The sequence below is a fragment of the Pseudomonas sp. FBF18 genome (assembly GCF_024261405.1).
In the GTDB taxonomy this organism is placed as follows: domain Bacteria; phylum Pseudomonadota; class Gammaproteobacteria; order Pseudomonadales; family Pseudomonadaceae; genus Aquipseudomonas; species Aquipseudomonas palmensis.
The window spans coordinates 82473-104670 of record NZ_QKRS01000001.1; the positions used below are offsets into that span (position 1 = coordinate 82473).

The following is a 22198-nucleotide window of genomic DNA, read 5'->3' on the forward strand; positions in this document are numbered from 1 at the left end:
CTCAAGGAAGACGACAGAATTGTGACATGAAGTAACCAAAGCAGTCTTCAGACTAAAGCCGGATTATCGCGGTTTTCGTAACAAAGATTCGCAGTAAAGCACGCTTATCGCCAGTGCGGCGGCCCCCTAGAATTGCGTCACCTAGCGTCATCCACCTTCTAGTCGGGAACTCGCAGCTGTGCCGCGTCGCATCATCAGAGCGCTGAATGCGCTCAGTGTCTGTGCCTTTAGCTTGACCTTGAGCGGCTGTATCGGAACCTGGGGCATCGCCCCGCAAAGCAAGACGCTGCAAGCCAATACCCTGACCACCGACGCGGCCATCCGAGCAGCCGCGCAGGATGCCCACTGGCCCGACCAGCAATGGTGGCAAGCCTATGGCGACCCGCAACTGGCGCGCTGGATCGCCCTGGCGCTCCGGGGCAGCCCGACCATGGCCATGGCCGCTGCCCGCGTGCGTGAAGCCAGGGCCATGGCCGGGGTGATCGAGGCCGACGAAAAACTGCAGGTCAACGGCCAGTCCAGCCTCAAGCGCCACAACTGGCCCGAAGACCAGTTCTATGGCCCCGGCGCGCTGTCCGGTGCCAACACCTGGGACAACAATGCCACCCTGGGCCTGAGCTATGCGCTGGACCTGTGGGGCCGCGAGCGCAATGCCAGCGAGCAGGCCGTGGACATGGCCCACATGAGCGTGGCCCAGGCGCGACAGGCGCAGCTCGAACTGCAGAACAACATCGTCAAGGTGTACATCCAGCTGTCGCTGCACTTTGCCCAGCGCGACATCGTCAAGGCCGAGCTGGCCCAGCAGGAGCAGATCCTGGCCCTGGCCGAACGGCGCCTGGCCGGCGGCATCGGCACCCATTTCGAAGTCAGCCAGGCGCAGACGCCGCTGCCCGAAACCCATCGCCAGCTCGACAGCCTCGATGAAGAAATCGCCCTGGCGCGCAACCAGCTGGCCGCGCTGGCCGGCAAGGGCCCGGGCGAGGGGGCGCAGTTGCAGCGGCCGAATCTCTCGTTGGCCACCGCGCTCAAGCTGCCGTCGGCGCTGCCTGCCGAGCTGGTGGGGCAGCGTCCCGACGTGGTTGCCAGCCGCTGGCAGGTGGCGGCCCAGGCGCGCGGTATCGATGTGGCGCATGCCGGCTTCTTCCCCAACGTCGACCTGGTCGGCGGGCTCGGCTTCATGGCCACCGGCGGCGGTGCGCTGGAGTTTCTCACCGGGCGCAAGTTCAACTACAACGTCGGTCCGGCCATCAGCCTGCCGGTGTTCGACGGTGGCCGCCTGCGCTCGCAACTGGGCGTGGCCTCGGCCGGCTACGACATCGCCGTGGCGCGCTACAACCAGACCGTGGTCGAGGCCCTCAAGGGGGTGTCCGACCAGTTGATCCGCCGCCACTCGATGGACGAGCAGCAGCACTTTGCCGCCGAGTCGGTGGCCTCGGCGCAGAAGACCTACGACATCGCCATGATCGCGTTCCAGCGCGGCCTCACCGACTACCTCAACGTGCTCAATGCGCAGACCCTGCTGTTTCGCCAGCAGCAGATCCAGCAGCAGGTGCAGGCCGCGCGCCTGACCGCGCATGCCGAACTGGTCACCGCCCTGGGCGGTGGGCTGGGCGCCGGCAACGATGTGCCGACGCCGGATAAGCAGGCCGCACCGGCCACCCCGCGCACCCTGGCGGTGTTCGACAAATGAGCGCCATGACCCTGCCGTTTCGCTGGCTGGCATCACTTGAATGGCGTCGCGGCTTCTTCGAATGGGCGCGCAGCGACGGCGTCACCTGGGTGTACATCTTCAAGGTGCTGAGCGCGGCGTTTCTCACCCTGTGGCTGGCCATGCGCCTGGAGCTGCCGCAGCCGCGCACCGCGATGATCACCGTGTTCATCGTGATGCAGCTGCAGAGCGGCCACGTGTTCGCCAAGAGCTTCTACCGCCTGCTCGGCACCCTGGCCGGTTCGTCGGTGATGGTCGCGCTGATCGCGATCTTCCCGCAGAACACCGAGCTGTTCCTGCCCAGCCTGGCGATCTGGGTGGGCATCTGCTCGGCGGGGGCGATGCGCTACCGCAACTTTCGCGCCTATGGCTTCGTGCTGGCCGGCTACACCGCGGCCATGGTCGGCCTGCCGGCCCTGCAGCACCCCGACGGTGCATTCATGGCGGCAGTGTGGCGGGTGCTGGAGATCTCCCTGGGCATCCTGGTGTCGACCCTGGTCAGCGCCGCGATCCTGCCGCAGTCGGCCAGTGCCTCGATGCGCAACGCCCTGTACCAGCGCTTTGGCGTGTTCGCCGGCTTCGTCGCCGAAGGCCTGCGCGGCGACAGCCAGCGCGACCGTTTCGAAAGCAGCAACGTGCGCTTCATCGCCGAGGCGGTGGGCCTGGAAAGCCTGCGCAGCGTGACCGCCTTCGAAGACCCGCACATGCGCCGGCGCAACGGCCGCCTGGGCCGCATGAACAGCGAGTTCATGGCCATCACCACGCGCTTCAACGCCCTGCACCAACTGCTCGAGCGCCTGCGCCAGCGCGGCCCGCTGCAGATCGTCACGGCCATCGAACCGGGCCTCGATGCCCTGGCCAACCTGCTCGACGGCTATGCCGGGCGCTCGCTGACCCACGCCGATGCCGCGCGCCTGGCCGAGCAACTGGCCGCCTACAAGGACGACCTGCCCGAGCGGGTACGCAGCCTGCGCGCCGCCTACCTCGACACCGCGCCCAGCGACGCCGACCTGCTCGACTTTCACACCGCCTACGAACTGCTGTACCGCTTCGTCGACGACCTGCACAGCTATGCCCAGACCCACGCCTCGCTGGCCGAGCACAGCCACGCCCGTGAGCAATGGGACGAACCCTACGTGGCCCAGACCAACTGGCTGGTGTCGCTGGCTGCCGGCGTGCGGGCCGCGTTCATCCTGCTGGTGCTGGGCAGCTTCTGGCTGGCCACGGCGTGGCCCAGCGGGGCCATGATGACCCTGATCGCGGCGGCCACCGTGGGCCTGTCGGCGGCCACCCCCAACCCCAAGCGCATGTCGTTCCAGATGGCCTGCGGCACCCTATTCGGCGCGCTGGTGGGGTTCTTCGAAACCTTCTTCGTGTTCCCCTGGATCGACGGCTTCCCGCTGCTGTGCATGGTGCTGGCGCCGGTGTTCGTGGTGGGCGCGTTCCTGGCCTCGCGCCCGGCCTACGCCGGTTATGGCCTGGGCCTGTTGATCTTCTTCTCGACCGGCTCGGTGCCCGACAACCTCACCGTGTACAACCCCTACACCTTCGTCAACGACTACATCGCCATGGTCATCGGCATGCTGGTGTGCGCGGCGGCCGGGGCGATCATCCTGCCGCCCAACAGCCGCTGGCTGTGGAGTCGCCTGGAGCAGGACCTGCGCGGCCAGGTGCTGTTCGCCATCAGCGGGCGCCTGCGCGGGCTGGGCTCGGCGTTCGAGAGCCGCACCCGTGACCTGCTGCACCAGGCCTATGGCCTGGCCGTGGGCCAGCCCCAGGTGCAGAGCAAGCTGCTGCGCTGGATGTTCGTGGTGCTGGAGGTGGGCCACGCGATCATCGAGCTGCGCAAGGAACAGGCGATACTCCCGGTGCACCCGTGCTATGCCGAGTCCCAGCCCTGGCGCCAGGCGATCCGCGTGATGGGCCGGGCGCTGGCGCGGCTGTTCCTGCAGCCCACCGCCAGCAATCACGAGCGTGCGCTGGTGGCAGTGGACCATGCGATCAGCCGCGTGCAGGCCACCGACGAACCTTTCGCCCGGCACTTCGACACCTCGGCCCTGCGCCGGGTGCAGAGCTACCTGCACTTCATCCGTACCTCGCTGCTCGACCCACAATCGCCGCTGGCCCACCTGCCCGCGACGCAAGGACTGCCCGATGCCCCGTGAAATCGCCTTCCACGGCCTGTACATGCCGACCATGACCTTGATGTTCCTGTTCGCCGCAGGGCTTGCCTGGGGGCTGGACCGGTTCATTGCCGGGCATGACGGCTACCGTTTTTTCTGGCACCCGGCGCTGCTGCGCCTGTGCCTGTTCATTTGCCTCTTTGGCGCCATGGCGCTGACCGTCTACCGTTGAGACCCTAGTCGATGAAAAAGTTTTTCAGCCTGATCGCCACCTTGCTGGTACTGGCAGCTGCCGTGGCGATCGGCCGGCAATTGTGGGTGCAGTACATGAACACGCCCTGGACCCGTGACGGGCGGGTACGCGCCGACATCATCAACGTGGCCGCCGACGTGCCCGGCTATGTGGTGGACGTGCCGGTGCGCGACAACCAGCTGGTGAAGAAGGGCGACCTGCTGATCCAGATCGACCCCGAGCACTACGAGGTGGCGGTCAGACAGGCGCAGGCGCTGGTAGCCTCGCGCAAGGCCACCTGGGAGATGCGCAAGGTCAATGCGCACCGGCGTGCCGACATGGACAACCTGGTGATCTCGCGGGAGAACCGCGACGACGCCAGCAACATCGCCAACTCGGCCCTGGCCGACTACCAGCAGGCCCAGGCGCAGCTGGCGGCGGCAGAGCTGGACCTCAAGCGCACACGCATCCTGGCCACGGTGGACGGCTACGTGACCAACCTCAACGTGCACCGCGGCGACTATGCGCGCACCGGTGAGCCGAAGATGGCGGTGGTCGACAAGGACTCGTTCTGGGTCTACGGCTTCTTCGAGGAGACCAAGCTGCCGCACGTGAAGGTGGGCGATCAGGCCGACCTGCAGATGATGAGCGGCGAGGTGCTCAAGGGGCATGTGGAGAGCATCTCGCGCGGCATCTATGACCGCGACAACCCTGAAAGCCGCGAGCTGATCGCCGACGTCAACCCCACCTTCAACTGGGTGCGCCTGGCCCAGCGGGTACCGGTGCGCATTCACATCGACGAGGTGCCCGAAGGCTTCCTGCTGGCAGCGGGCACCACCTGCACGGTGGTGGTCAAGCCGCGCGATTGAGCGCGTGCCGCTGCCATGGCGAACGTTCAGCGGTGCATGAACTGCGGCTCGCGCTTCTCGGCGAAGGCGGCCATGCCTTCCTTCTGGTCTTCGATGGCGAAGGTGGAATGAAACAGCCGGCGCTCCTGGCGTACGCCTTCGCTCAAGGTGGTTTCGAAGGCGCCGTTCACCGCCTCCTTGGCCATCATCGCTACCGGCCCGGAGTAGCCGGCGATCCGCGCCGCGACACGCAAGGCTTCGTTGAGCAGCGCCGCATCGCTCACCACCCGGCTCACCAGGCCGCAGCGCTCGGCTTCGTGGGCGTCCAGGGTGCGCCCGGTGAGCACCATGTCCATGGCCTTGGCCTTGCCGATGAAGTGCGCCAGGCGCTGGCTGCCGCCGGCACCGGGGATGGTCCCCAGCTTGATTTCCGGCTGGCCGAAGCGCGCGCTCTCGGCGGCGATGATGAAGTCGCACATCAGCGCCATCTCGCAGCCACCGCCCAGTGCGTAGCCGGCCACCGCGGCGATCACCGGCTTGCGAAAGCTGGCCAGGCGCTCCCAGTCCACGGTCACGAAGTCGCTGGTGTACACGTCGATGTAGTTGCGGTTGCGCATGGCCATGATGTCGGCCCCGGCGGCGAACACCGTGTCGGTGCCGGTCAGCACCACGGCGCGCACGCTGCGGTCCTGTTCCAGGCGGTCGAGCACGCCGGCCAGCTCCGCCGCCAGTTCGGCGCACAGGGCATTGAGCGACAGCGGCCGGTTGAGGCGAATCAGCGCTACCGCGTCAATCTGTTCCAGCAGCAGGTAATCGAGTTTCATCCGTGTAGTCTCGTTCAAGGGGTGAGGGCAAGGGGGCGTCAGAGATGACGCGCATCGACCAGTACCGGGCAACCGGCCTTGTCGATGACTTTGCTGCTGATCGAGGGGTCGAACATGCGGTCCAGCCGCGACAGGTGGCGGTGGCCCATCACGATCAGGTCGCTGCCCAGGCGCTTGGCCTCGGCGACGATGCTCGACACCGGGTCGCCATTGACCAGGTTGCCTTCGGTCTGGAAGCCGCGTTCGCGCAGGTGGGTCACCGCCTGCAGCATGCTCATGTCGGCCACCTGCTGTTCATGGCTGGCCGCCGGGTATTCGGTTTCGTCCTGCGGGCTGATGTGGCCGTCCTGTTCGGGCAGCGCGTAGGCACGGTCGACCGCCAGCAGCACATGCAGGCGATGACGGGTCTGCTCGCAGAACGTGCTGACGGTTTCCAGGATGCCGTGGCTGCGTGGCGAGCCATCGATGGCGATCAAAACGACGCTGTACATGGGGCAGGGTCCACTCACTGTGCAAAGAGCAGCATTCTTGAAAAAAGCATGCGGCGCGGTAAATGGTGCAGCGTGCAATGACTAGTTGCGCCACATGCAGGGGCTGTGAGCGCGGCGGAAACTGTTAAGCTTTGCCCCGGACTCAACGAAGCAATGAATGGATGCTTGCCATGCACTTTCCAGATATGAATTTGCTGGTCGCGCTGGATGCGCTGCTCGATGAAGGCAGTGTGGTCGGCGCGGCGCGGCGGATGAACCTGAGCCCCGCGGCCATGAGCCGTACCCTGACGCGCATTCGCCATGCGGTGGGTGACCCGATTCTGGTGCGCGCCGGCCGCGGCCTGGTGCCCACGCCCAAGGCCATGGCCCTGCGCAGTCAGGTGCGCAGCGTGGTGGAGCAGGCCAACCAGGTGTTCAGTTCCAGTGACGAGGTCGACCTGCAGAGCCTGGAGCGGGCCTTCAACCTGCGCGCCAACGATGTGTTCATCGCGCCCTTTGCCGCGCCCCTGCTGGAAACCATGCGCGAACAGGCGCCGCACACGGTGCTGCGCTTCGTGCCCGAAGGCGAGGGCGGCGACGAGGACGCCGCACTGCGCGACGGGCGCCTGGACCTGTACATCAGTGCCACGCGCAACCTCGGCCCCGAGATCAAGGTGCAGAGCCTGTTCTCCACCACCTTCGTCGGCCTGGCGCGGGTCGATCACCCGATCTTCGATGACGAGATCACCCCCGAGCGCTTCGCCGGCTACGAGCAGATCAGCGTGTCGCGCCGTGGCCGCGCCGCCGGCCCGATCGATGCGGCGCTGGCCGGCATGGGCCTGCAGCGGCGCGTGGCGCTGATCACCCCGAGCTTTCATTCGGCGATGTTCTCGCTGCCCGACTCCGAGTTGCTGCTGGCGCTGCCCGAGCACGTGCTGATGAGCGTGGCCCGGCTCGGCCTGCCGCTGCGCTCGTTCCGCATCCCGATGGCGCTGGAGGCGGTAACCATCATGCAGGCCTGGCACCCGCGCTTCGACAACGACCCCGCCCACCGCTGGTTGCGCCAGACCCTCAAGGAGTGCTGCTCCAGGCACTACGCCTGAGCCCGGGGCAGGCACGCGTTATCGGTGGCTTTTGTGGATTGCGTTTGACGCAGCAATAAACTGCGAATATGTCAGTTTTCGTCATCTATTGGCCTCCATAGACTTGCCGGGTACTTAACTACCCGGAGTCCTCCTGCCATGTGTGTGCCTTTTTTCTGCCGTGCTTCAGCGCCTGTGGGCGGGGGCCGGCCATGACGTCGCTGGCGGCCCAGGCGCCCTTGGGGGCCACCCCGGCGCCCGCTGCGGCGCCTGCCAAACCGGCCGCCCCGGCTGCCTTCGGCCTGCGTATCGTGGTGGGCCTGGTCGGCGTGCTGCTGGCGGTGCTGTGCGCCGGCCTCAACGAGATGGTCACCAAGATGGCCCTGGCCGACATCCGTGGCGGGATGCACATCGGCGCCGACGAAGGGGCCTGGCTGGTGGCGCTGTACTCGGCCACCTCGGTGTCGGCCATGGCCTTTGCGCCCTGGTGCTCGGTGACCTTCTCGCTGCGCCGCTTCACCCTGTGTGCCATCGGCGCCTTTGCCGTACTGGGGCTGCTCTGCCCGTTTGCACCCAACCTCGAAAGCCTGATGCTGCTGCGCACCCTGCAAGGCCTTGCCGGGGGCGCGCTGCCGCCGATGCTGATGAGCGTGGCGCTGCGCTTTCTGCCCCCCGGCATCAAGCTCTACGGCCTGGCCGGCTACGCCCTGACCGCGACCTTCGGGCCGAGCCTGGGCCTGCCGCTGGCGGGCATGTGGACCGAGTATGTCGGCTGGCAGTGGGCGTTCTGGCAGATCATCCTGCCCTCGCTGGTGGCCATGGGCTGCGTGGCCTGGGGACTGCCGCAGGACCCGTTGCGCCTGGAGCGCTTCAAGCAGTTCGACTGGCGCGGCCTGTTGCTGGGGCTGCCGGCCATCTGCTCGATCGTGATCGGCCTGTCCCAGGGCGACCGCATGGGCTGGTTCAACTCGCCGCTGATCTGCTGGCTGCTGGGCGGCGGGGTGGTGCTGCTGGTGCTGTTCATGATCAACGAATGGTCGCACCCGCTGCCGTTCTTCAAGCTGCAGATGCTGCGCAACCGCAACCTGACCCACGCCCTGATCACCCTGGGCGGGGTGCTGGTGGTGCTGTCGGCCGTGATCATCATTCCCACCAACTACCTGGCCCAGGTCCAGGGCTATCGGCCCGTGCACAGCGGCCCGGTGATGCTGCTGGTGGCGCTGCCGCAACTGCTGGCGCTGCCGCTGACCGCGGCGCTGTGCAACATCCGCGCGGTGGACTGCCGCTGGGTGCTGGCCATCGGCCTGGGCATGCTCGCCATGTCATGCCTGGGCGGCACGCAGATCACCTCGCAGTGGGTGCGCGAAAACTTCTATGTGCTGCAACTGTTCCAGATCTTCGGCCAGCCGATGGCGGTGATCCCGCTGCTGATGCTCGCCACCGGCGGCATGACCCCGCAGGACGGCCCGTTCGCCTCGGCCTGGTTCAACACCATCAAGGGCCTGGCTTCGGTGGTGGCCGCCGGCGTGCTGGAGGCCCTGACCACGGTGCGCCGGCATTTCCACTCCAACATGCTGGTGGACAACCTGGGCAACTCGCCGCTGGCTGCCAGCGATGCGCCGGGGCTGGCCAGGCGCATCCATGAGCAGGCCGTGGTGCTGACCTCGGCCGACCTTTACCTGTGCATGGCGCTGCTGGCACTGGCGCTGATCGTGCTGATTCCCTTTGTGCCTACCCGGATCTACCCGCCGCGTGCAGTGGCCTAGTCCCGTCGAGAGAGAAAGACATGACCTCAAGTAAAACTTCCAGACTCACCCTGATCGCCGTGGCGGTGATCGTCGTCGCCGGCCTGGCCTATGTGGCGCTGCCCGCGCTGTTCGGCAGCGGCGGCACGCAGTCCACCAACGATGCGTACGTCACGGCCGACTACACCGTGGTGGCGCCCAAGGTGTCGGGCTTCATCAAGGCGGTCCACGTCGAGGACAACCAGCAGGTCAAGGCCGGCCAGGTGCTGGCGCAGATCGACGACCGCGACTTCCAGGCGGCGCTGGCCGCCGCCGACGCGCAGTTGCTGATGTCCCGCGCGCAGTACCAGAACGCCCGCGCCACCCTCGAACGCCAGGCTTCGCTGATTGCCCAGGCCCAGGCCACGGTGGCTGCCGACGAGGCGGCGCTGGCGTTCGCCAACCATGAACTGACCCGTCACACCCGCCTGGCCGAGCAGGGCGCCGGCACCGTGCAGAACGCCCAGCAGGCGCGCAGCCGGGTCGACCAGGCCCAGGCACGCCTGGCCAACACCCGTGCGGCGCTGGCCGCGGCACGCAAACAGGTGGACATTCTCACCGCGCAGGTGGAGGCGGCCCAGGGCGGCCTCAAGCATGCCGAGGCCGCGCTGGACCGTGCCCGCCTGGACCTGTCCTACACGCAGATCGTCGCACCCATCGACGGCATGGTCGGCGAGCGCGCCGTGCGCGTGGGCGCCTACGTCAACCCGGGCGCACGGCTGCTCTCGGTGGTGCCGCTGGCGCAGGCCTACGTGGTCGGCAACTTCCAGGAAACCCAGCTGACCCACGTGCAGCCAGGCCAGGCAGTGCTGGTGAGCGTGGATACCTTTGCCGGTGAACAGCTGCGCGGCCATGTGCAGAGCGTGGCCCCGGCCACCGGCCTGACCTTTGCCGCAGTCAAGCCGGACAACGCCACCGGCAACTTCACCAAGGTGGTGCAGCGCATCCCGGTGAAGATCGTGCTCGACGCCGACCAGCCATTGCTCAGCCGCCTGCGCGTGGGCATGTCGGTGATCGCCAGAATCGATACCCAGAGCCCGGCCAGGGCCCAGGCCGGCAACGAGGTCAGCGCTCGATGAACTTCGCACAGGCTACTTCGCCCTTGCTGCTGGGCGCCACGCTGACCCTCGGCGCCTGCAGCCTGGGCCCCGATTTCGAAGCGCCGCGTTCCACCGCGCCGTCGGCCTGGCCGACCCTGCAGGACAAGGCCGGCCCCAGCCAGCCCGAGGCGACACCGCTGCAGGCGCGCTGGTGGGAGCAGTTCAACGATGCGCAGCTGTCGTCACTGGTACAGCGCGCGGTCGAACGCAACCTGGACCTGCAGGTGGCCACCGCCCGGCTGATGCAGAGCCGCGCGGTGCGCAGCAGCATTGCCTCCGAGCAGTACCCGTCGGTCGACCTGAACGGCAACTACAGCCGCGCCCGCAACAGCGAGGACGGCCTCAACGACCCGTCCGGCAAGAACGGCAAGTCGGCCTTCAACCTGTGGCAGGGCGACTTCACCGCTGCCTGGGAACTGGACCTGTGGGGCCGGGTGCGGCGTGAGGTGGAGGCCGCCGACGCCAGCGTCGAGGTGGCCGAAAACGACCGCCAGGGCGTGCTGCTGTCGTTGCTGGCCGAGACCGCCCACGACTATATCCAGCTGCGTGCGGTGCAGAGCACCCTGGCGGTGATCCGCGAGAACCTCGACGTGTCGCGCCACAGCCTGCGCCTGTCGCAGATGCGCCTGAACGATGGCGTGGCGACCAACCTCGACGTGGCCCAGGCCAAGGCGCAGGTGGCGTCCATCGAGGCGCGCCTGCCCACCCTGGAAGACCGCCAGGCGCAACTGATCAACGCCCTGAGCCTGCTGCTGGCCGAACCGCCACGCAGCCTGCAGAACGAACTGCTGCAACCGGCACCGATGCCGCAGACCGCGCAGCGCTTTGCCATGGGCCTGCCCTCGGAACTGGCCGAGCGGCGCCCCGACATCCGCCAGGCGCAGGCGCAACTGCACGCCGCCACGGCCAGCATCGGGGTGGCCAAGGCCAACTTCTATCCGAGCATCCGCCTGTCGGGCAGCGCGGGGTTCCAGTCGCTGCAACTGTCGGACTTCGGCAACTGGAGTTCGCGCCGGTTTGCCATCGGCCCGCAGTTGAGCCTGCCGATCTTCGAAGGCGGGCGCCTGACCGGCGTGCTCAAGCTGCGCGAGGCGCAGCAGCAGGAAGCGGCTGTGCAGTACCAGCAGGTGGTGCTGCGCGCCTGGCACGAGATCGACGATGTGCTGCGCCTGTACAACGCCAGCCAGCTGCGCCGCGACCTGCTCGACGAAGCGGTGCGCCAGAGCCGGGTGGCGCTGGACACCGCGCGCAACCAGTACGTGGAGGGCGCGGTCGACTTCCTCAACGTGCTGACCGTGCAGAGCGCCTTGCTGGCCAACCAGGAGCAGTGGGTCGAAAGCTCGGCGGCGGTGTCGCTGGCCATGGTCGGCCTGTACAAATCCCTGGGCGGGGGCTGGCAGTCATTTGCCCCACCGGCCCAGGCCAGCGCTGAACTCGATCGAGGGCAGCGGTCAAAGCACCCATGAGGCCTGCGCCGGCCGTGCCCCGGCACGGCCGGCGCCGTGCCGGGGTTCACATGTCATCCAGAAAAGGACGCAGGTATGAATATTTCCTTGCACGGCAAGCGTGCGATCGTCAGCGGCTCCACCGCCGGTATCGGCTTTGCCATTGCCCACGGGCTGGCCGAGGCCGGTGCCGAGGTGGTGGTCAACGGGCGCACCAAGGCCCGTGTCACGCGCGCCGTCGAACAGATCCAGCGCAAGTTGCCGGGGGCCAAGGTCAAGGGCATCGCGGCCGACCTGGGCACGGCCGAGGGGGCGGACATCCTGTTTGCCAAGGAGCCGGAAACCGACATCCTGGTCAACAACCTGGGCATCTTCGAGCCCAAGGGCTTCTTCGAGATCAGCGACGAGGACTGGCAGCGCTTCTTCGAGGTCAACGTGATGAGCGCGGTGCGCCTGTCGCGCCATTACGCCAAGGGCATGGCCACGCGCGAGTGGGGCCGGGTGCTGTTCCTGTCGAGTGAATCGGCGCTGCAGATCCCGACCGAGATGGTGCACTACGGCACCACCAAGACCGCCCTGCTGGCGATTTCCCGCGGGCTGGCCGAGACCCTGGCCGGTACCGGCGTGACCGTCAATGCGGTGCTGCCGGGCCCGACCCGCTCCGAAGGCGTGGGCGGCTACTTCAGCCAGATGGCCAGGGAGCAGGGGGTGGACAGCGAGACGCTGGAGGCCCGGTTCATTGCCGAGCACCGCCCCAGCTCGGTCATCAAGCGCCTGGCCACGGTCGAGGAGGTCGCCAACATGGTGGTCTACCTGGCCTCGCGCCAGGCCAGCGCCACCACCGGCGCAGCCCTGCGCGTGGATGGCGGCGTGGTTCGTTCCATCGCCTGATGCACCCTGCCGCGCCCGGGCGAGCGACTCGCCCGGGCGCGGCCTTCAGCCGGCAATCGCCGGCAGGCTGGCCGGTTGCAGCCCGTAGTCGAACTCGGCGAACAGCCGGGCAAAGCGCTTGAGCGATTCGGGCGCGTCCATGCGTTCCATCACCACTTCGATGAACACCAGCGTGTCGGCCTGTGCGGCCTGGGCCAGCGCATCTTCGAGCTGGTCCTCGGTGTGCACGGTGAAGCTGCGCGAGCGCTCGCGGGTGTCCAGCACGCTGGCCAGTTGCGCATAGCGCCAGGGGTTCACGTCGTTGTAGCTGGCATGCTCGCCCAGGATCAGCCGTTCGATGGTGTAGCCATCGTTGTTGATCAGGAAGATCACCGGCTTGAGGTTGTGCGCCAGAATCGTCGACAGCTCCTGCACGGTCATCTGCAACGAGCCGTCGCCGATGAACAGCAGTTGGCGGCGTGTCGGTGCGGCCAGCAGGCTGCCCAGCAGCGCGGGCAGGGTGTAGCCGATCGAGCCCCAGATCGGCTGGGTGATGCAGGTTGCCCCGGTCGGCAGGCGCAGGCCGCTGATGCCCGCCGACGAGGTACCGCTTTCGGCGATGACCAGGTCGTCGGCTTCGATCAGGTGGCCGATGCGCTGCCAGAAGCGCAGCTGGCTCAGCGGCTTGCCCGACAGCGCGGCGAACGCCGGGCTGGCACTGAACGGCGGGATGCGCTGGGCGCGGCGCTCGCGTGCCAGCGCCTGTTGGCCCAGCGCCTGGAGCACCTGGCCCAGGCTCACGGCGGTGTAGTGCTGCCTGGCGATCGAGGCCGCGTAGGCGTGCAGCTGGATCAGCGCGCCGTCCATGAAGCTGTGGGAGAACAGCGCGGTGCTGGTGTCGGTGAAGCGTGCGCCAAGGCTGATCACGCAGTCGGATTGCTCCAGTGCCGCACGCACGCCGGGCGCGGAGCCGGCACCGGCGTAGGTGCCGAGGAACAGCGGGTGCGACTCGGGCAGCATGGCCTTGGCCGGCGGCAGGCAGGCGAAGGGCAGGTCGAAGCGCTCGATCAGCTCGAGCACCTGGGGCACCAGGCCAAAGCGCGCCACGTCCATGTCCACCAGCAGCACCGGCGAGCTGGCGGCATCCAGGCGTGCCACCAGCGCCCGTACCACCGCCTGCAGTTGCCCCGGCTCGCTGCGCGGCTCGCTCAGTTGCAGCGGCGTGTCGGGCACCTCGATAGGCAAGGTGGCCAGGTCGCTGGGCAGTTGCAGGTACACCGGGCGGCGTTCGCGGTAGCAGGTCTGCAATACGCGGTCGATTTCCATGGCGGCGTTTTCCACGGTGATGCGCGCCTGGGCCACAGTGAACTGGCGCAGGGTCACCATGATGTTGTCGTAGTTGCCGTCGCCCAGAGTGTGGTGCATCAGGGCCCGGTCGATGATCGCGTGCAGCGGCGGCATGCCCGACACCATGATCACCGGCACCCGCTCGGCATAGGCGCCGGCGATGCCGTTGAGTGCACTGAGGTCGCCCACCCCGTAGGTGGTCAGCACCGCGCCGAAGCCCTGGGTGCGGGCGTAGCCGTCGGCCGCGTAGGCCGCGTTGAGTTCGTTGCAGTTGCCGATGAAGTCGAGCGTGGGCAGCGCCTCGACCTGTTCGAGCAGGGTCAGGTTGTAGTCGCCGGGCACGCCGAACAGGTGGCGGATGCCGAATTCCTGAAGGCGGCGCAGCAGAAAATCGCCAATGGTCATGTCCATGAGTAGGGGAGCCTCGTGATCCTTGAGAGAGGGTGCGCCGCTAGGGCTGGCGGCGCAGGTCGATGACGTTGCCGGCCTTGCCTTCGGAACGCTTGAGGGTGTGGCACGGGTGCAGCTGGATGTGGGTGCTGATGCCCACGTGCACCTTGATCTGGTGGCTCAGCTGCTGGCAGGCGGCCTGTTGCTGCCGGGCGCTCAGGCCGCTGTGTTCCGGGCGCAGCTCGACGTGTACGGCCAGCACGTCGAGGTTGCCCTGGCGGCTGACATGCAGCTGGTACACCGGGCTGAACATCAGCAGCTTGAGCAGTTGCTCCTCGATCTGGCTGGGGAACACGTTGACCCCGCGGATGATCAGCATGTCGTCGCTGCGCCCGGTGATGCGGTCGATGCGGCGCATGGCGCGACCGTTGCCGGGCAACAGGCGGGTGAGGTCGCGGGTGCGGTAGCGCACCATCGGCAGCGCTTCCTTGCTCAGGGTGGTCAGCACCAGTTCGCCGAACTGCCCGTCGGGCAGCACCGCGCCGGTGACCGGGTCGATGATCTCGGGGTAGAAGTGGTCTTCCCAGAGTGTCGGGCCGTCCTGGGTGTCGAGGTGCTCCATGGCCACCCCCGGGCCCATCACTTCCGACAGGCCGTAGATGTCCAGGGCCTTGATGCCCAGGCGCTGTTCCAGCTCGCCGCGCATCTGTCCGCCCCACGGCTCGGCGCCGAAGATCCCGGCGCGCAGCGACAGCGACTGCGGGTCGATGCCCTGGCGTTCGATCTCTTCGGCGATGTTGAGCATGTAGGACGGCGTCACCATGATGATGTCCGGCTGGAAGTCCTTGAGCAGCTGCACCTGGCGTGCGGTCTGCCCGCCCGACATCGGGATCACCGTGCAGCCGAGTTTCTCGGCGCCGTAGTGTGCGCCAAGGCCTCCGGTGAACAGGCCGTAGCCATAGGCGATATGGATGCGGTCGCCGCGCCGCCCGCCCGCAGCGCGGATCGAGCGCGCCACCAGCGAGGCCCACACGTCGATATCGTTGCGCGTATAGCCGACCACGGTGGGCTGGCCGGTGGTGCCGCTGGAGGCATGCAGGCGCAGCACCTGGTCCATCGGCACGGCGAACAGGCCGAAGGGGTAGTGGTCGCGCAACTGTGCCTTGCTGGTCAGCGGGAAGTGCGCCAGGTCGTCGAGGTGCTTGAGGTCGTAGGGGTGCACGTCCAGTGCATGGAACTGCTCGCGGTACCAGGCCACATGGGTGTAGGCATGCAGCAGGGTCTGGCGCAGGCGCAGCAATTGGTGCTGGCGCAACTCGTCGAGGCCGGCCTGTTCCAGGTGGTCATCGAACGGTTGGGCGAAGGGCACCGGGGCCAGGGCGGCGACAGGGCTTGCGTGCAGTAAAGTCGATTCGATCGGCATCGGGTCTGTTCTCTACCAGGAAGGGGAGTGGTCAAGGGCGCCCACGCTCGCGCTGCCATGCCCGCGCGCCGGGTGGGGCCGGGCGCGCAGGTGGCAGGGGCGGGCGCTGCGGGGTCAGCCGGCCTGGGTCAGGCGCAGCAGCTGGTTGAAGATGTTCTTCTGGTGCATCTCTTCGGTGCCGCCCACGCTGGCAAAGCCCAGCGCGTCCTTGACCAGGGTGGCGATGTCGCCTTCGTGGTAGCCCAGGCTGCCGTACAGCTTGAGCAGGCTGATGGCGCTGTGGATGAAGTCCTGCGCGGCGCCGAGCTTGGCGATCGAGCAGCTCATCAGCGCCTGGGGGTCGTTGCCCAGCAGCTGGTCGAGCGCGGCGTACACCATCCAGCGGTTGCGCTCCATGCCCATGGCGATGTCCACCAGGCGCTTCTGCACGTACTGGTGGGTGTCGATGGCGCTGTTGAAGCTCTGGCGTTTGGCCGCGTAGTGCATGGCCTCGGCCAGGAACGGCGTGGGCAGGTTGGCCGCTACCAGGCCGTAGTACGCACGCCCCAGCGAGATGATCCTGATCAGTTGCTGCAGGCCGCGGCCCGGCTCGCCCAGTACCTGTTCGGCCGGCACCGGCAGGTTGTCGAAGTGCAGCGGGCCGGTGGGCAGGTGCTTGTTGCCCAGCTTGTCGTCCGGCTCGCCACGGGTCAGGCCGGGGGTGTCCTTGTCGATGATCACCAGGGCGATGTTGTGCTTGGAGTCGGTGGCCAGGCGGGTCACGATCAGCAGGAAGTCGGCCACCGGTGCATGGGCGATGTTGAACTTGCTGCCGGTCAGCCGGTAGCCGTCCGCGCACGGGGTCAGCAGGCTGTGGATACTGCGCACGTCGGTGCCGGTGCCCGGTTCGGCGATGCCGGTGGCGCTCAGCGCGCCGGCCAGGATTGCGCTCAGGTAGCGGTCCTTCTGGGCGTCGCTGCCGTAGAGCATCAGGGCACGGACCATGCCGGCCTGGGCAATCACCGACAGCAGCAGCTCGGGCGTGCGGATCGACGAGGCCAGGCCTTCCAGCGCGGCACTGAAGCCCCACCAGTCTTCACCCAGGCCGCCGTATTCGAGCGGGATGACCAGCTTCCACAGGCCCGCGTCGCACAGGCGCTGCCAGCCGTAGTGATCGAAACCGGGGGCGGCGCTGCGCCGCGCCTCGGCCAGTTCCACGCCGATGGCGCGGTAGGTCGACAGCAGCGCGAGCTGCTGTGGAGTCCAGGAGAGTTTCATTGAGCGTACCTTTGCAGTCGGTTCGCCGGGGCGCCTGAGCGTCGGCGAACGGTTCGTCCCTGAGCGCCGGCTCAGCCTTCCTGGAAAGCCAGGACCTGATCCTTGAATGCCTGGGGCACAGGCACGGTGGCCTGTTTGTCGTAGTCGAACATCACGTGGTACGACTTGGCCCTGGCCACCACCTCGTGGGTATCGTCCTGGCGGCGCATGGTGTGCTCGATCTCGAAACTCTTGGTGCCGAATTTCACCACGGCGCTGCTGACCACCAGGGTTTCGCCGTACATGGCCTGCTTGAGGTAGTCGCACTCGCTGCGCACCATGATGTGCGGCAGTTTTTCGCTCTTTGGCAGTTGCAGCAGGTGGTGCATGTAGCAGAGGTAGGCATGTTGCATGTAGTCATAATAGATGGGGCTGCTTACATGGCCCATCGAGTCGGTGTCGCGGTATTTGATTTCAATGACGGTCTCAAAGCCTTTCTGGCTCATGCTGCACTTCCTTTTGTTTGTTCTGTTTGAAGTTGGCGAAATGTTATTGAAACTTCTCGGCAACTTGTTCGGTCCCTTGAAAGTGGGTTTCAAGTTGTTTCAAATGCTAGGCAAGTTGAACTTGCAAGGCTACTCGCGTTTGTTTGCGTGAAATTCGCTTTCGCGCTGTAGCGCTTGTCTGCCGTGGGGTTGCTGGCTGCTGGTTGTACGCCATGGTTCGTTTGTGGGGGCGGCCTCCAAGGGGGCGTTGAATTGCTCGCATTTCGCCGCCGACAACGAACTTTGGTCATGAATATTTAATATTCCCGGCAATGCGAGCAATCCACGGCGGGTACACGGGCACGGCTCTTGTGTGTGGGGTTTTTAATGCGAGTAGTTGTTCGGCAGGCATTCTTTTAGCATGGCCGCCACTCAGGCGCCGTTGTTGTAGCGGCCCTGTATCGCCATTCAGGGAGTGCAGTGTTCATGACCAATCAAGACAGGGTGGCGGTGGTCACCGGTGCGGCCAGCGGTATTGGCGCGGCGACCGCCTTGCAGCTGGCACGGGAGGGTTTTCAGGTGGCGTGCCTGGACCGTGACGAAGGCGGCCTGGATCGCACCCTGCATGCGCTGGGCCCAGGCCATCGGCCGTTCGCCCTGGACCTGTGCGATGAACAGGCAGTGGCCGCGGTGTTCGCCGAAATCGCCCGGTGGCGCGGGCGCATCGATGGCCTGGTCACCTGCGCCGGGGTGGTCGACACCACGGCATTCGACGACCTGAGCGTGGCGCGCCTGCGTCAGTTGCTGGAGGTCAACCTGCTTGCCACCTTCAGCGTGGTGCAGCACAGCGTGCCCTTGATGCGCGCCGGCGGGCGTATCTGCACCGTGGCCAGCGTCGCCGGCATTCGCGGCGGCGGCCTGGCCGGCACGCTCGGCTACGCCACCAGCAAGGGCGCGGTAATCACCCTGAGCAAGGGCCTGGCGCGCGAACTGGGCCCGCGCGGGCTGACCGTCAATTGCGTCGCCCCGGCGGTGATCCGCACGCCGATGCTCGATGACACCACGCGCGTCGCCGGCAAGCTCGAACAGCTGCACGGCATGACCGCCTTGCGCCGCGAGGGCCGTGCGGAGGAGGCCGCCGAGGTGATCGCCTGGCTGCTGTCGGGCAAGGCCTCGTTCGTCAGCGGCACCACCATCGCCGTGGACGGCGGCCTGGCGATGCTCTGAGGCGCTTTCTTTTCTTCCTTTTCTTCTCTGTACAGGACGTCAATCATGGCAGTTTCCAAGGACAACCCACTGGCGCTTTGCCGCACCTTTTTCTTCATTCCCGGCGCCGACGAGCGCGCGTTGCTGGCGGCACTCGACGGCGATGGCGACGTGCTGGTGCAGGAGCTGGAGGACTTCACCCCACCGGCGCGACGCCCCGAGGCGCGTGCACTGGCGGTGGATATCCTGCAGCGCTGGCGCGCCTGCGGGCGGGTCAGTGCGGTGCGCATCAACCCGTTTGAAACCTGTGGCCACGAGGACCTGGCGGCAGTGATGGCTGGCCGCCCGCAGGTGGTGATGATGTCCAAGGTCGAGCGCCGCGAGCAGATGATCGAGCTGGACCAGTTGATCACCGAGCTTGAGGGGCGCCATGGCATCGCTGCCGGCAGCACGTTGATCGTGCCGAACATCGAGACCGCGCTGGGCGTGGTGCGCGCCATCGAGATCGCCGCCGCCAGCCCGCGTATCAAGGCGATGCTGGTGGCCACCGAGGACATGGTGGCCGACCTGGGCGCCGGGCGCAGCCGCGCCGGCACCGAGCTGTATTACCCGCGCTCGCGCTTTCTGCTCGAATGCGCGGCGGCGGGGGTGCTGGCCATCGACTCGCCCTACACCTTTGCCGACGCGCAGGGTGCCGAAGCCGACATGCAGTTCGCCCGCTCCATCGGCTACCAGGCCAAGGGTGTGGTCAACCCGGCGCACGTGGCGGTCGCCAATCGCTACCTCACCCCCGCTGACGCGGACGCCGAACTGGCGCGCCGGCAGGTGGCGGCGTTCGAGGCGGCGGCCCAGGGCGGCAACGTGCGTGCCGAAGTCGATGGCCTGGTGGTGGAAGTGCCCAGCTACCTGCAGGCACTGCGCTTGCTGGAGCGTTACGAGCAGTTGCAGGCGCGCCAGGCGCTACGCCGCTGAGCTGTGCGGCTGCGCGCGGGCGCGGGCGGTGGCCAGCGGCATGGCCGGCGGGAGGCACAACAGCCCGATCAGCGAGCTGCTGATCGCATCCTCGATCTGCGCCTGGCTCATCTGCGGCGAGTCGAGGATGTAGGCCTTGACCATCGAGGTGATCACCTGCGCCGCCAGCCAGGCGGCCAGGTGCAGGTTGCTGTGAGCCAGCGTGGCCCGCCAGCGGTCCAGCAGGCGCTCGATGGACAGGGTGATGCGGGCCTTGTGCTGCAGGTCGTCGACGCTGCGGCTCAGGTTGGCCAGGTCGGTGTCGAGCAGCCGGTGCAGCTCCGGTTCCTGCTGGTGCAGGTGCAGCAGGGCTTGCACCAGCAGCCTGAGGTGGGCCGGCAGGTCGGCCACCTCGTGGGCGCCGGCGACCTCCAGAATCACCCGGTTCATGGCCTGCGCATGGCGCTCATGCAACGCCGCGATCAATGCATCCTTGTTCGGGAAGTACTGATAGACCGAGCCCACGCTGACCCCGGCGCGCTGGGCCACCAGGTTGGTGTTGGTGCCCTGGTAGCCATGCTTGACCACCACCTTGGCGGTGGAGGTGAGGATGGTTTCGACCATCATCCGCGAGCGGGCCTGGGTGGGGATCTTGCGCGGAAGGTTAAGGTGTTTCACGAATGTCTCCAGAAAGGGCCTGATTGCATTTGTGAGAAAGGCTGCCAGCAGGCAGCGGTGCTCCGACCTTGGAGATTTCTCCCTGATTGCCTGGAGCGCGCCGCCGCTGTGGCAATGCAGCCGATCCAGTACGAGGGCGATTCTTGGCCTTGGAGACGCTTTGGAAAATGCTCTGGTGTGCACTTTATAGTTAGCGATAGGGTCAGCTATCGCCGGCGCAGGCCCCCGCAAACCGGGCAGATCACAGGCTGCGGTCGAGGCCGAAACGTTTCTTCAGCACCTTTTCCAGCAGCCGTTTGGGCAGCACGCCGGCCAGCAGCGGCAAGGCGCGGCTGCCGTTGCCCAGGCGCAGCAGGTCGGGCGGGGTACGCTGCTGTACGGCCTTGAGCAGGCCCTGGGCGAACGCGCTGGCGGGGGTCGGTCTGTCCTGCGAGGCGCGGGCGCGGGCGCGCACCTGCTCGCGCAATGGCCACCACGGCGAGTCTTGCGCCAGCACCTGCTCGGCCTCGCGCCCGGCATTGCTGGCGAAGCTTGAGGCGATGGCGCCGGGCTGCACTTCCATCACGCCGATGCCGAACGGCGCCAGTTCCAGGCGCAGCGCATCGCTGAGCGCATGCACCGCCGCCTTGGATGCGCAATAGGCGCCGGCGAACGGGGTGACCAGCACACCCGACACGCTGCCGATGTTCACCACCAGGCCGCGATTGCGTCGCAGCAAGGGGAACAGTGCACGGGTCACACCGATCAGTGCGAACACGTTGGTCTCGAACTGGCGCTGCATGGCCTCGACACCGCCGTCCAGCAGCGGCCCCATCGCGCCGTAGCCGGCGTTGTTGATCAGGATGTCGAGGCCGCCATGGGCCGTTTCGATGGCGTCGGCCAGGCGTACCAGGGCGTCCTCGTCGTTGACGTCCAGCTGGCGGCTGCTGAAGCCGGCCTTGATCAGCGTGGCGACGTCATCGGCCTTGCGCGCGGTCGCCCACACGTCGTAGCCGGCGGACTTGAAGCTGTCGGCGAGGGCGCGGCCGATGCCGCTGGAGCAACCGGTGATCAGGACGACGGGCATGGAAGGGGGCTCTCCTCAGAATATGGTGTTCGGTCAGGGCGTCGATCAGCCGGGTGATGCTCGTGGCGCACACCACGAGGTTGGGGCCGGCGACGGGCAACAGGATATGTGAAGGCAGGTAGTGCAGCGACAGGCTCTGGAACAGGCAGGTCAGGGCCGGTTCTTGCGGGTGATCCTCGAACAGGTCGACGTTGAAATAGTGGAAGTCGACCTGAGGATGTTGACTGCCAAGCCGTGCAACACCGGGATGCATCGTGCGGCACGGCGGGCAACTGGCCGAGCCCACCATGACCATGGCCGGGCGTTGGCGTGTGCAATCGTCGAGCAGCGCCTGGAGCTGGTCGAGGCGGGTCACGGGCCTGAGTGACATGGTGGTGCCTCCTGCAAGAATTGCGGTGCGCTCCATTCAACCCCGGCTGGCGTGTCTCAGGTAACTGGCAAAAATACTAGTTGGCAAAGCCACCCTGCAGGTGCTCGGCACGAAATTCCAGGGTTTGCGGACGGTAGCCTGAGCGCAGGGGGGGCAGGGGCAGGCAGTCGTGCCAGCTGGCCTCGGGCTGCAGGTCGCCGGGGCCGCGGTAGCGCGGTGCGGCGTAGGTGTTCTCGGCCAGGTTGACGGTGTCGCCGGGGGCGTAGGCGGCCACGCGCCAGCGCAGCTCGACCAGCGGCACGCGGTTGGCGTTCTTTATCTGTACGCGCAGCGGCCGGTCGGCCGGGCAGGCGTCTGGGGCGTAGTCCAGGCGCAGTTCCAGGCGGGCCAGCTGGCTGGCCTCGCGGTTGTCCAGCCACACCACCCACAGGCCCACCAGGCCCAGGCCGAGCAGCGCGGCCATGGAGATCGGCAAGGCCTTGGCCGGGTAGCGCAGCAGCAGGACCAGCCAGGTGAGGATGAGCAGGATACCGATGAACATGGAGGGCGCCTTGGGTGCG

The 22198-nt window shown here is 67.2% G+C and carries 21 protein-coding genes; 11 read left to right on the forward strand and 10 right to left on the reverse strand.

Annotated elements, in window-relative coordinates; all coding sequences use genetic code 11:
- Positions 1-178: 178 nt before the first annotated feature.
- The 4 genes from DN387_RS00475 to DN387_RS00490 are packed head-to-tail and all read left to right on the forward strand — an operon-like array spanning position 179 to position 4932.
- A complete protein-coding gene (locus DN387_RS00475; RefSeq protein ID WP_054914864.1) occupies positions 179-1690 on the forward strand; it encodes an efflux transporter outer membrane subunit in 1512 nt (503 codons plus the stop codon).
- Positions 1687-3873 carry an FUSC family protein gene (locus DN387_RS00480; protein ID WP_054914863.1) on the forward strand — a complete coding sequence of 729 codons (2187 nt, stop codon included), beginning with the start codon at positions 1687-1689 and terminating at the stop codon, positions 3871-3873. The genes DN387_RS00475 and DN387_RS00480 overlap by 4 nt, the downstream gene beginning before the upstream one ends.
- Positions 3863-4063 (forward strand): DUF1656 domain-containing protein, encoded by a 201-nt coding sequence (locus DN387_RS00485; RefSeq protein WP_043860978.1) that lies wholly within the window; start codon positions 3863-3865, stop codon positions 4061-4063. Before DN387_RS00480 ends, DN387_RS00485 begins: the two co-directional genes overlap by 11 nt.
- A gap of 11 nt (positions 4064-4074) precedes the next feature.
- Positions 4075-4932 (forward strand): HlyD family secretion protein, encoded by an 858-nt coding sequence (locus DN387_RS00490; protein WP_043860979.1) that lies wholly within the window; start codon positions 4075-4077, stop codon positions 4930-4932.
- Positions 4933-4958: 26 nt separating this feature from the next.
- Here the strand turns inward: DN387_RS00490 and DN387_RS00495 are convergent, their stop codons facing one another.
- Positions 4959-5735 carry an enoyl-CoA hydratase gene (locus DN387_RS00495; protein ID WP_043860980.1) on the reverse strand — a complete coding sequence of 259 codons (777 nt, stop codon included), beginning with the start codon at positions 5733-5735 and terminating at the stop codon, positions 4959-4961.
- Between the two features lie 38 nt (positions 5736-5773).
- On the reverse strand, positions 5774-6226 hold the full coding sequence (locus DN387_RS00500; protein ID WP_043860981.1) for a universal stress protein: 453 nt from the start codon (positions 6224-6226) through the stop codon (positions 5774-5776).
- 170 nt (positions 6227-6396) lie between these two features.
- Here DN387_RS00500 and DN387_RS00505 point away from each other — a divergent pair, with 170 nt between their 5' ends.
- The 5 genes from DN387_RS00505 (at position 6397) to DN387_RS00525 (ending at position 12507) form a co-directional block, all read left to right on the forward strand.
- Positions 6397-7308, forward strand: a complete 912-nt coding sequence (locus tag DN387_RS00505; RefSeq protein ID WP_043860982.1) for a LysR family transcriptional regulator — start codon at positions 6397-6399, stop codon at positions 7306-7308.
- Between the two features lie 191 nt (positions 7309-7499).
- A complete protein-coding gene (locus tag DN387_RS00510; RefSeq protein WP_043860983.1) occupies positions 7500-9053 on the forward strand; it encodes an MFS transporter in 1554 nt (517 codons plus the stop codon).
- A gap of 20 nt (positions 9054-9073) precedes the next feature.
- Positions 9074-10150 carry an HlyD family secretion protein gene (locus DN387_RS00515; protein WP_054914861.1) on the forward strand — a complete coding sequence of 359 codons (1077 nt, stop codon included), beginning with the start codon at positions 9074-9076 and terminating at the stop codon, positions 10148-10150.
- Entirely contained in the window at positions 10147-11637 is a 1491-nt protein-coding gene (locus DN387_RS00520; RefSeq protein ID WP_054914860.1) for an efflux transporter outer membrane subunit, read from the forward strand. The genes DN387_RS00515 and DN387_RS00520 overlap by 4 nt, the downstream gene beginning before the upstream one ends.
- A gap of 75 nt (positions 11638-11712) precedes the next feature.
- Positions 11713-12507, forward strand: a complete 795-nt coding sequence (locus tag DN387_RS00525; protein WP_043860986.1) for an SDR family NAD(P)-dependent oxidoreductase — start codon at positions 11713-11715, stop codon at positions 12505-12507.
- Between the two features lie 45 nt (positions 12508-12552).
- On the opposite strand, the gene DN387_RS00530 is transcribed toward DN387_RS00525, so the two are convergent.
- The 4 genes from DN387_RS00530 to DN387_RS00545 all read right to left on the reverse strand — a co-directional run bounded on the left by DN387_RS00530 (position 12553) and on the right by DN387_RS00545 (position 17388).
- Positions 12553-14244: an alpha-keto acid decarboxylase family protein gene (locus DN387_RS00530; protein ID WP_043860987.1), complete on the reverse strand. Its 1692-nt coding sequence runs from the start codon at positions 14242-14244 to the stop codon at positions 12553-12555.
- 40 nt (positions 14245-14284) lie between these two features.
- On the reverse strand, positions 14285-15646 hold the full coding sequence (gene paaK / locus DN387_RS00535) for a phenylacetate--CoA ligase PaaK (RefSeq protein ID WP_054914859.1): 1362 nt from the start codon (positions 15644-15646) through the stop codon (positions 14285-14287).
- 114 nt (positions 15647-15760) lie between these two features.
- Positions 15761-16903 (reverse strand): acyl-CoA dehydrogenase family protein, encoded by a 1143-nt coding sequence (locus DN387_RS00540; protein WP_054914858.1) that lies wholly within the window; start codon positions 16901-16903, stop codon positions 15761-15763.
- A 71-nt stretch (positions 16904-16974) separates the two neighbouring features.
- A complete protein-coding gene (locus DN387_RS00545; RefSeq protein WP_043860990.1) occupies positions 16975-17388 on the reverse strand; it encodes a thioesterase family protein in 414 nt (137 codons plus the stop codon).
- Between the two features lie 465 nt (positions 17389-17853).
- Between DN387_RS00545 and DN387_RS00550 the strand changes: the two genes are divergently transcribed.
- Together DN387_RS00550 and DN387_RS00555 are read left to right on the forward strand one after the other, a co-directional pair.
- On the forward strand, positions 17854-18594 hold the full coding sequence (locus tag DN387_RS00550) for an SDR family NAD(P)-dependent oxidoreductase (RefSeq protein ID WP_054914857.1): 741 nt from the start codon (positions 17854-17856) through the stop codon (positions 18592-18594).
- Positions 18595-18639: 45 nt separating this feature from the next.
- Positions 18640-19545: a CoA ester lyase gene (locus tag DN387_RS00555; protein ID WP_043860993.1), complete on the forward strand. Its 906-nt coding sequence runs from the start codon at positions 18640-18642 to the stop codon at positions 19543-19545.
- Here DN387_RS00555 and DN387_RS00560 read toward each other — a convergent pair.
- The 4 genes from DN387_RS00560 to DN387_RS00575 all read right to left on the reverse strand — a co-directional run bounded on the left by DN387_RS00560 (position 19534) and on the right by DN387_RS00575 (position 22179).
- Positions 19534-20202 (reverse strand): TetR/AcrR family transcriptional regulator, encoded by a 669-nt coding sequence (locus DN387_RS00560; protein ID WP_052504232.1) that lies wholly within the window; start codon positions 20200-20202, stop codon positions 19534-19536. The two genes, DN387_RS00555 and DN387_RS00560, sit on opposite strands and share 12 nt — an antisense overlap.
- Positions 20203-20443: 241 nt before the next feature.
- Positions 20444-21268, reverse strand: a complete 825-nt coding sequence (locus tag DN387_RS00565; RefSeq protein WP_054914855.1) for an SDR family oxidoreductase — start codon at positions 21266-21268, stop codon at positions 20444-20446.
- Positions 21159-21638, reverse strand: a complete 480-nt coding sequence (locus tag DN387_RS00570; RefSeq protein ID WP_147303843.1) for a thioredoxin family protein — start codon at positions 21636-21638, stop codon at positions 21159-21161. The genes DN387_RS00565 and DN387_RS00570 overlap by 110 nt, the downstream gene beginning before the upstream one ends.
- Positions 21639-21714: 76 nt before the next feature.
- Positions 21715-22179, reverse strand: a complete 465-nt coding sequence (locus DN387_RS00575; RefSeq protein ID WP_043860996.1) for a hypothetical protein — start codon at positions 22177-22179, stop codon at positions 21715-21717.
- Positions 22180-22198: the final 19 nt, after the last annotated feature.

What these genes read in the sequence shown, in the direction of transcription:
- DN387_RS00500 (WP_043860981.1), bottom strand. Translation starts at nt 6,226, where the DNA reads ATGTACAGCGTCGTTTTGATCGCCATCGATGGCTCGCCACGCAGCCAC.
- paaK (WP_054914859.1), bottom strand. Translation starts at nt 15,646, where the DNA reads ATGCCGATCGAATCGACTTTACTGCACGCAAGCCCTGTCGCCGCCCTG.
- DN387_RS00530 (WP_043860987.1), bottom strand. Translation starts at nt 14,244, where the DNA reads ATGGACATGACCATTGGCGATTTTCTGCTGCGCCGCCTTCAGGAATTC.
- DN387_RS00505 (WP_043860982.1), top strand. Translation starts at nt 6,397, where the DNA reads ATGCACTTTCCAGATATGAATTTGCTGGTCGCGCTGGATGCGCTGCTC.
- DN387_RS00555 (WP_043860993.1), top strand. Translation starts at nt 18,640, where the DNA reads ATGGCAGTTTCCAAGGACAACCCACTGGCGCTTTGCCGCACCTTTTTC.
- DN387_RS00550 (WP_054914857.1), top strand. Translation starts at nt 17,854, where the DNA reads ATGACCAATCAAGACAGGGTGGCGGTGGTCACCGGTGCGGCCAGCGGT.
- DN387_RS00575 (WP_043860996.1), bottom strand. Translation starts at nt 22,179, where the DNA reads ATGTTCATCGGTATCCTGCTCATCCTCACCTGGCTGGTCCTGCTGCTG.
- DN387_RS00515 (WP_054914861.1), top strand. Translation starts at nt 9,074, where the DNA reads ATGACCTCAAGTAAAACTTCCAGACTCACCCTGATCGCCGTGGCGGTG.
- DN387_RS00565 (WP_054914855.1), bottom strand. Translation starts at nt 21,268, where the DNA reads ATGCCCGTCGTCCTGATCACCGGTTGCTCCAGCGGCATCGGCCGCGCC.
- DN387_RS00480 (WP_054914863.1), top strand. Translation starts at nt 1,687, where the DNA reads ATGAGCGCCATGACCCTGCCGTTTCGCTGGCTGGCATCACTTGAATGG.
- DN387_RS00540 (WP_054914858.1), bottom strand. Translation starts at nt 16,903, where the DNA reads ATGAAACTCTCCTGGACTCCACAGCAGCTCGCGCTGCTGTCGACCTAC.
- DN387_RS00520 (WP_054914860.1), top strand. Translation starts at nt 10,147, where the DNA reads ATGAACTTCGCACAGGCTACTTCGCCCTTGCTGCTGGGCGCCACGCTG.
- DN387_RS00485 (WP_043860978.1), top strand. Translation starts at nt 3,863, where the DNA reads ATGCCCCGTGAAATCGCCTTCCACGGCCTGTACATGCCGACCATGACC.
- DN387_RS00525 (WP_043860986.1), top strand. Translation starts at nt 11,713, where the DNA reads ATGAATATTTCCTTGCACGGCAAGCGTGCGATCGTCAGCGGCTCCACC.
- DN387_RS00495 (WP_043860980.1), bottom strand. Translation starts at nt 5,735, where the DNA reads ATGAAACTCGATTACCTGCTGCTGGAACAGATTGACGCGGTAGCGCTG.
- DN387_RS00510 (WP_043860983.1), top strand. Translation starts at nt 7,500, where the DNA reads ATGACGTCGCTGGCGGCCCAGGCGCCCTTGGGGGCCACCCCGGCGCCC.
- DN387_RS00490 (WP_043860979.1), top strand. Translation starts at nt 4,075, where the DNA reads ATGAAAAAGTTTTTCAGCCTGATCGCCACCTTGCTGGTACTGGCAGCT.
- DN387_RS00570 (WP_147303843.1), bottom strand. Translation starts at nt 21,638, where the DNA reads ATGTCACTCAGGCCCGTGACCCGCCTCGACCAGCTCCAGGCGCTGCTC.
- DN387_RS00545 (WP_043860990.1), bottom strand. Translation starts at nt 17,388, where the DNA reads ATGAGCCAGAAAGGCTTTGAGACCGTCATTGAAATCAAATACCGCGAC.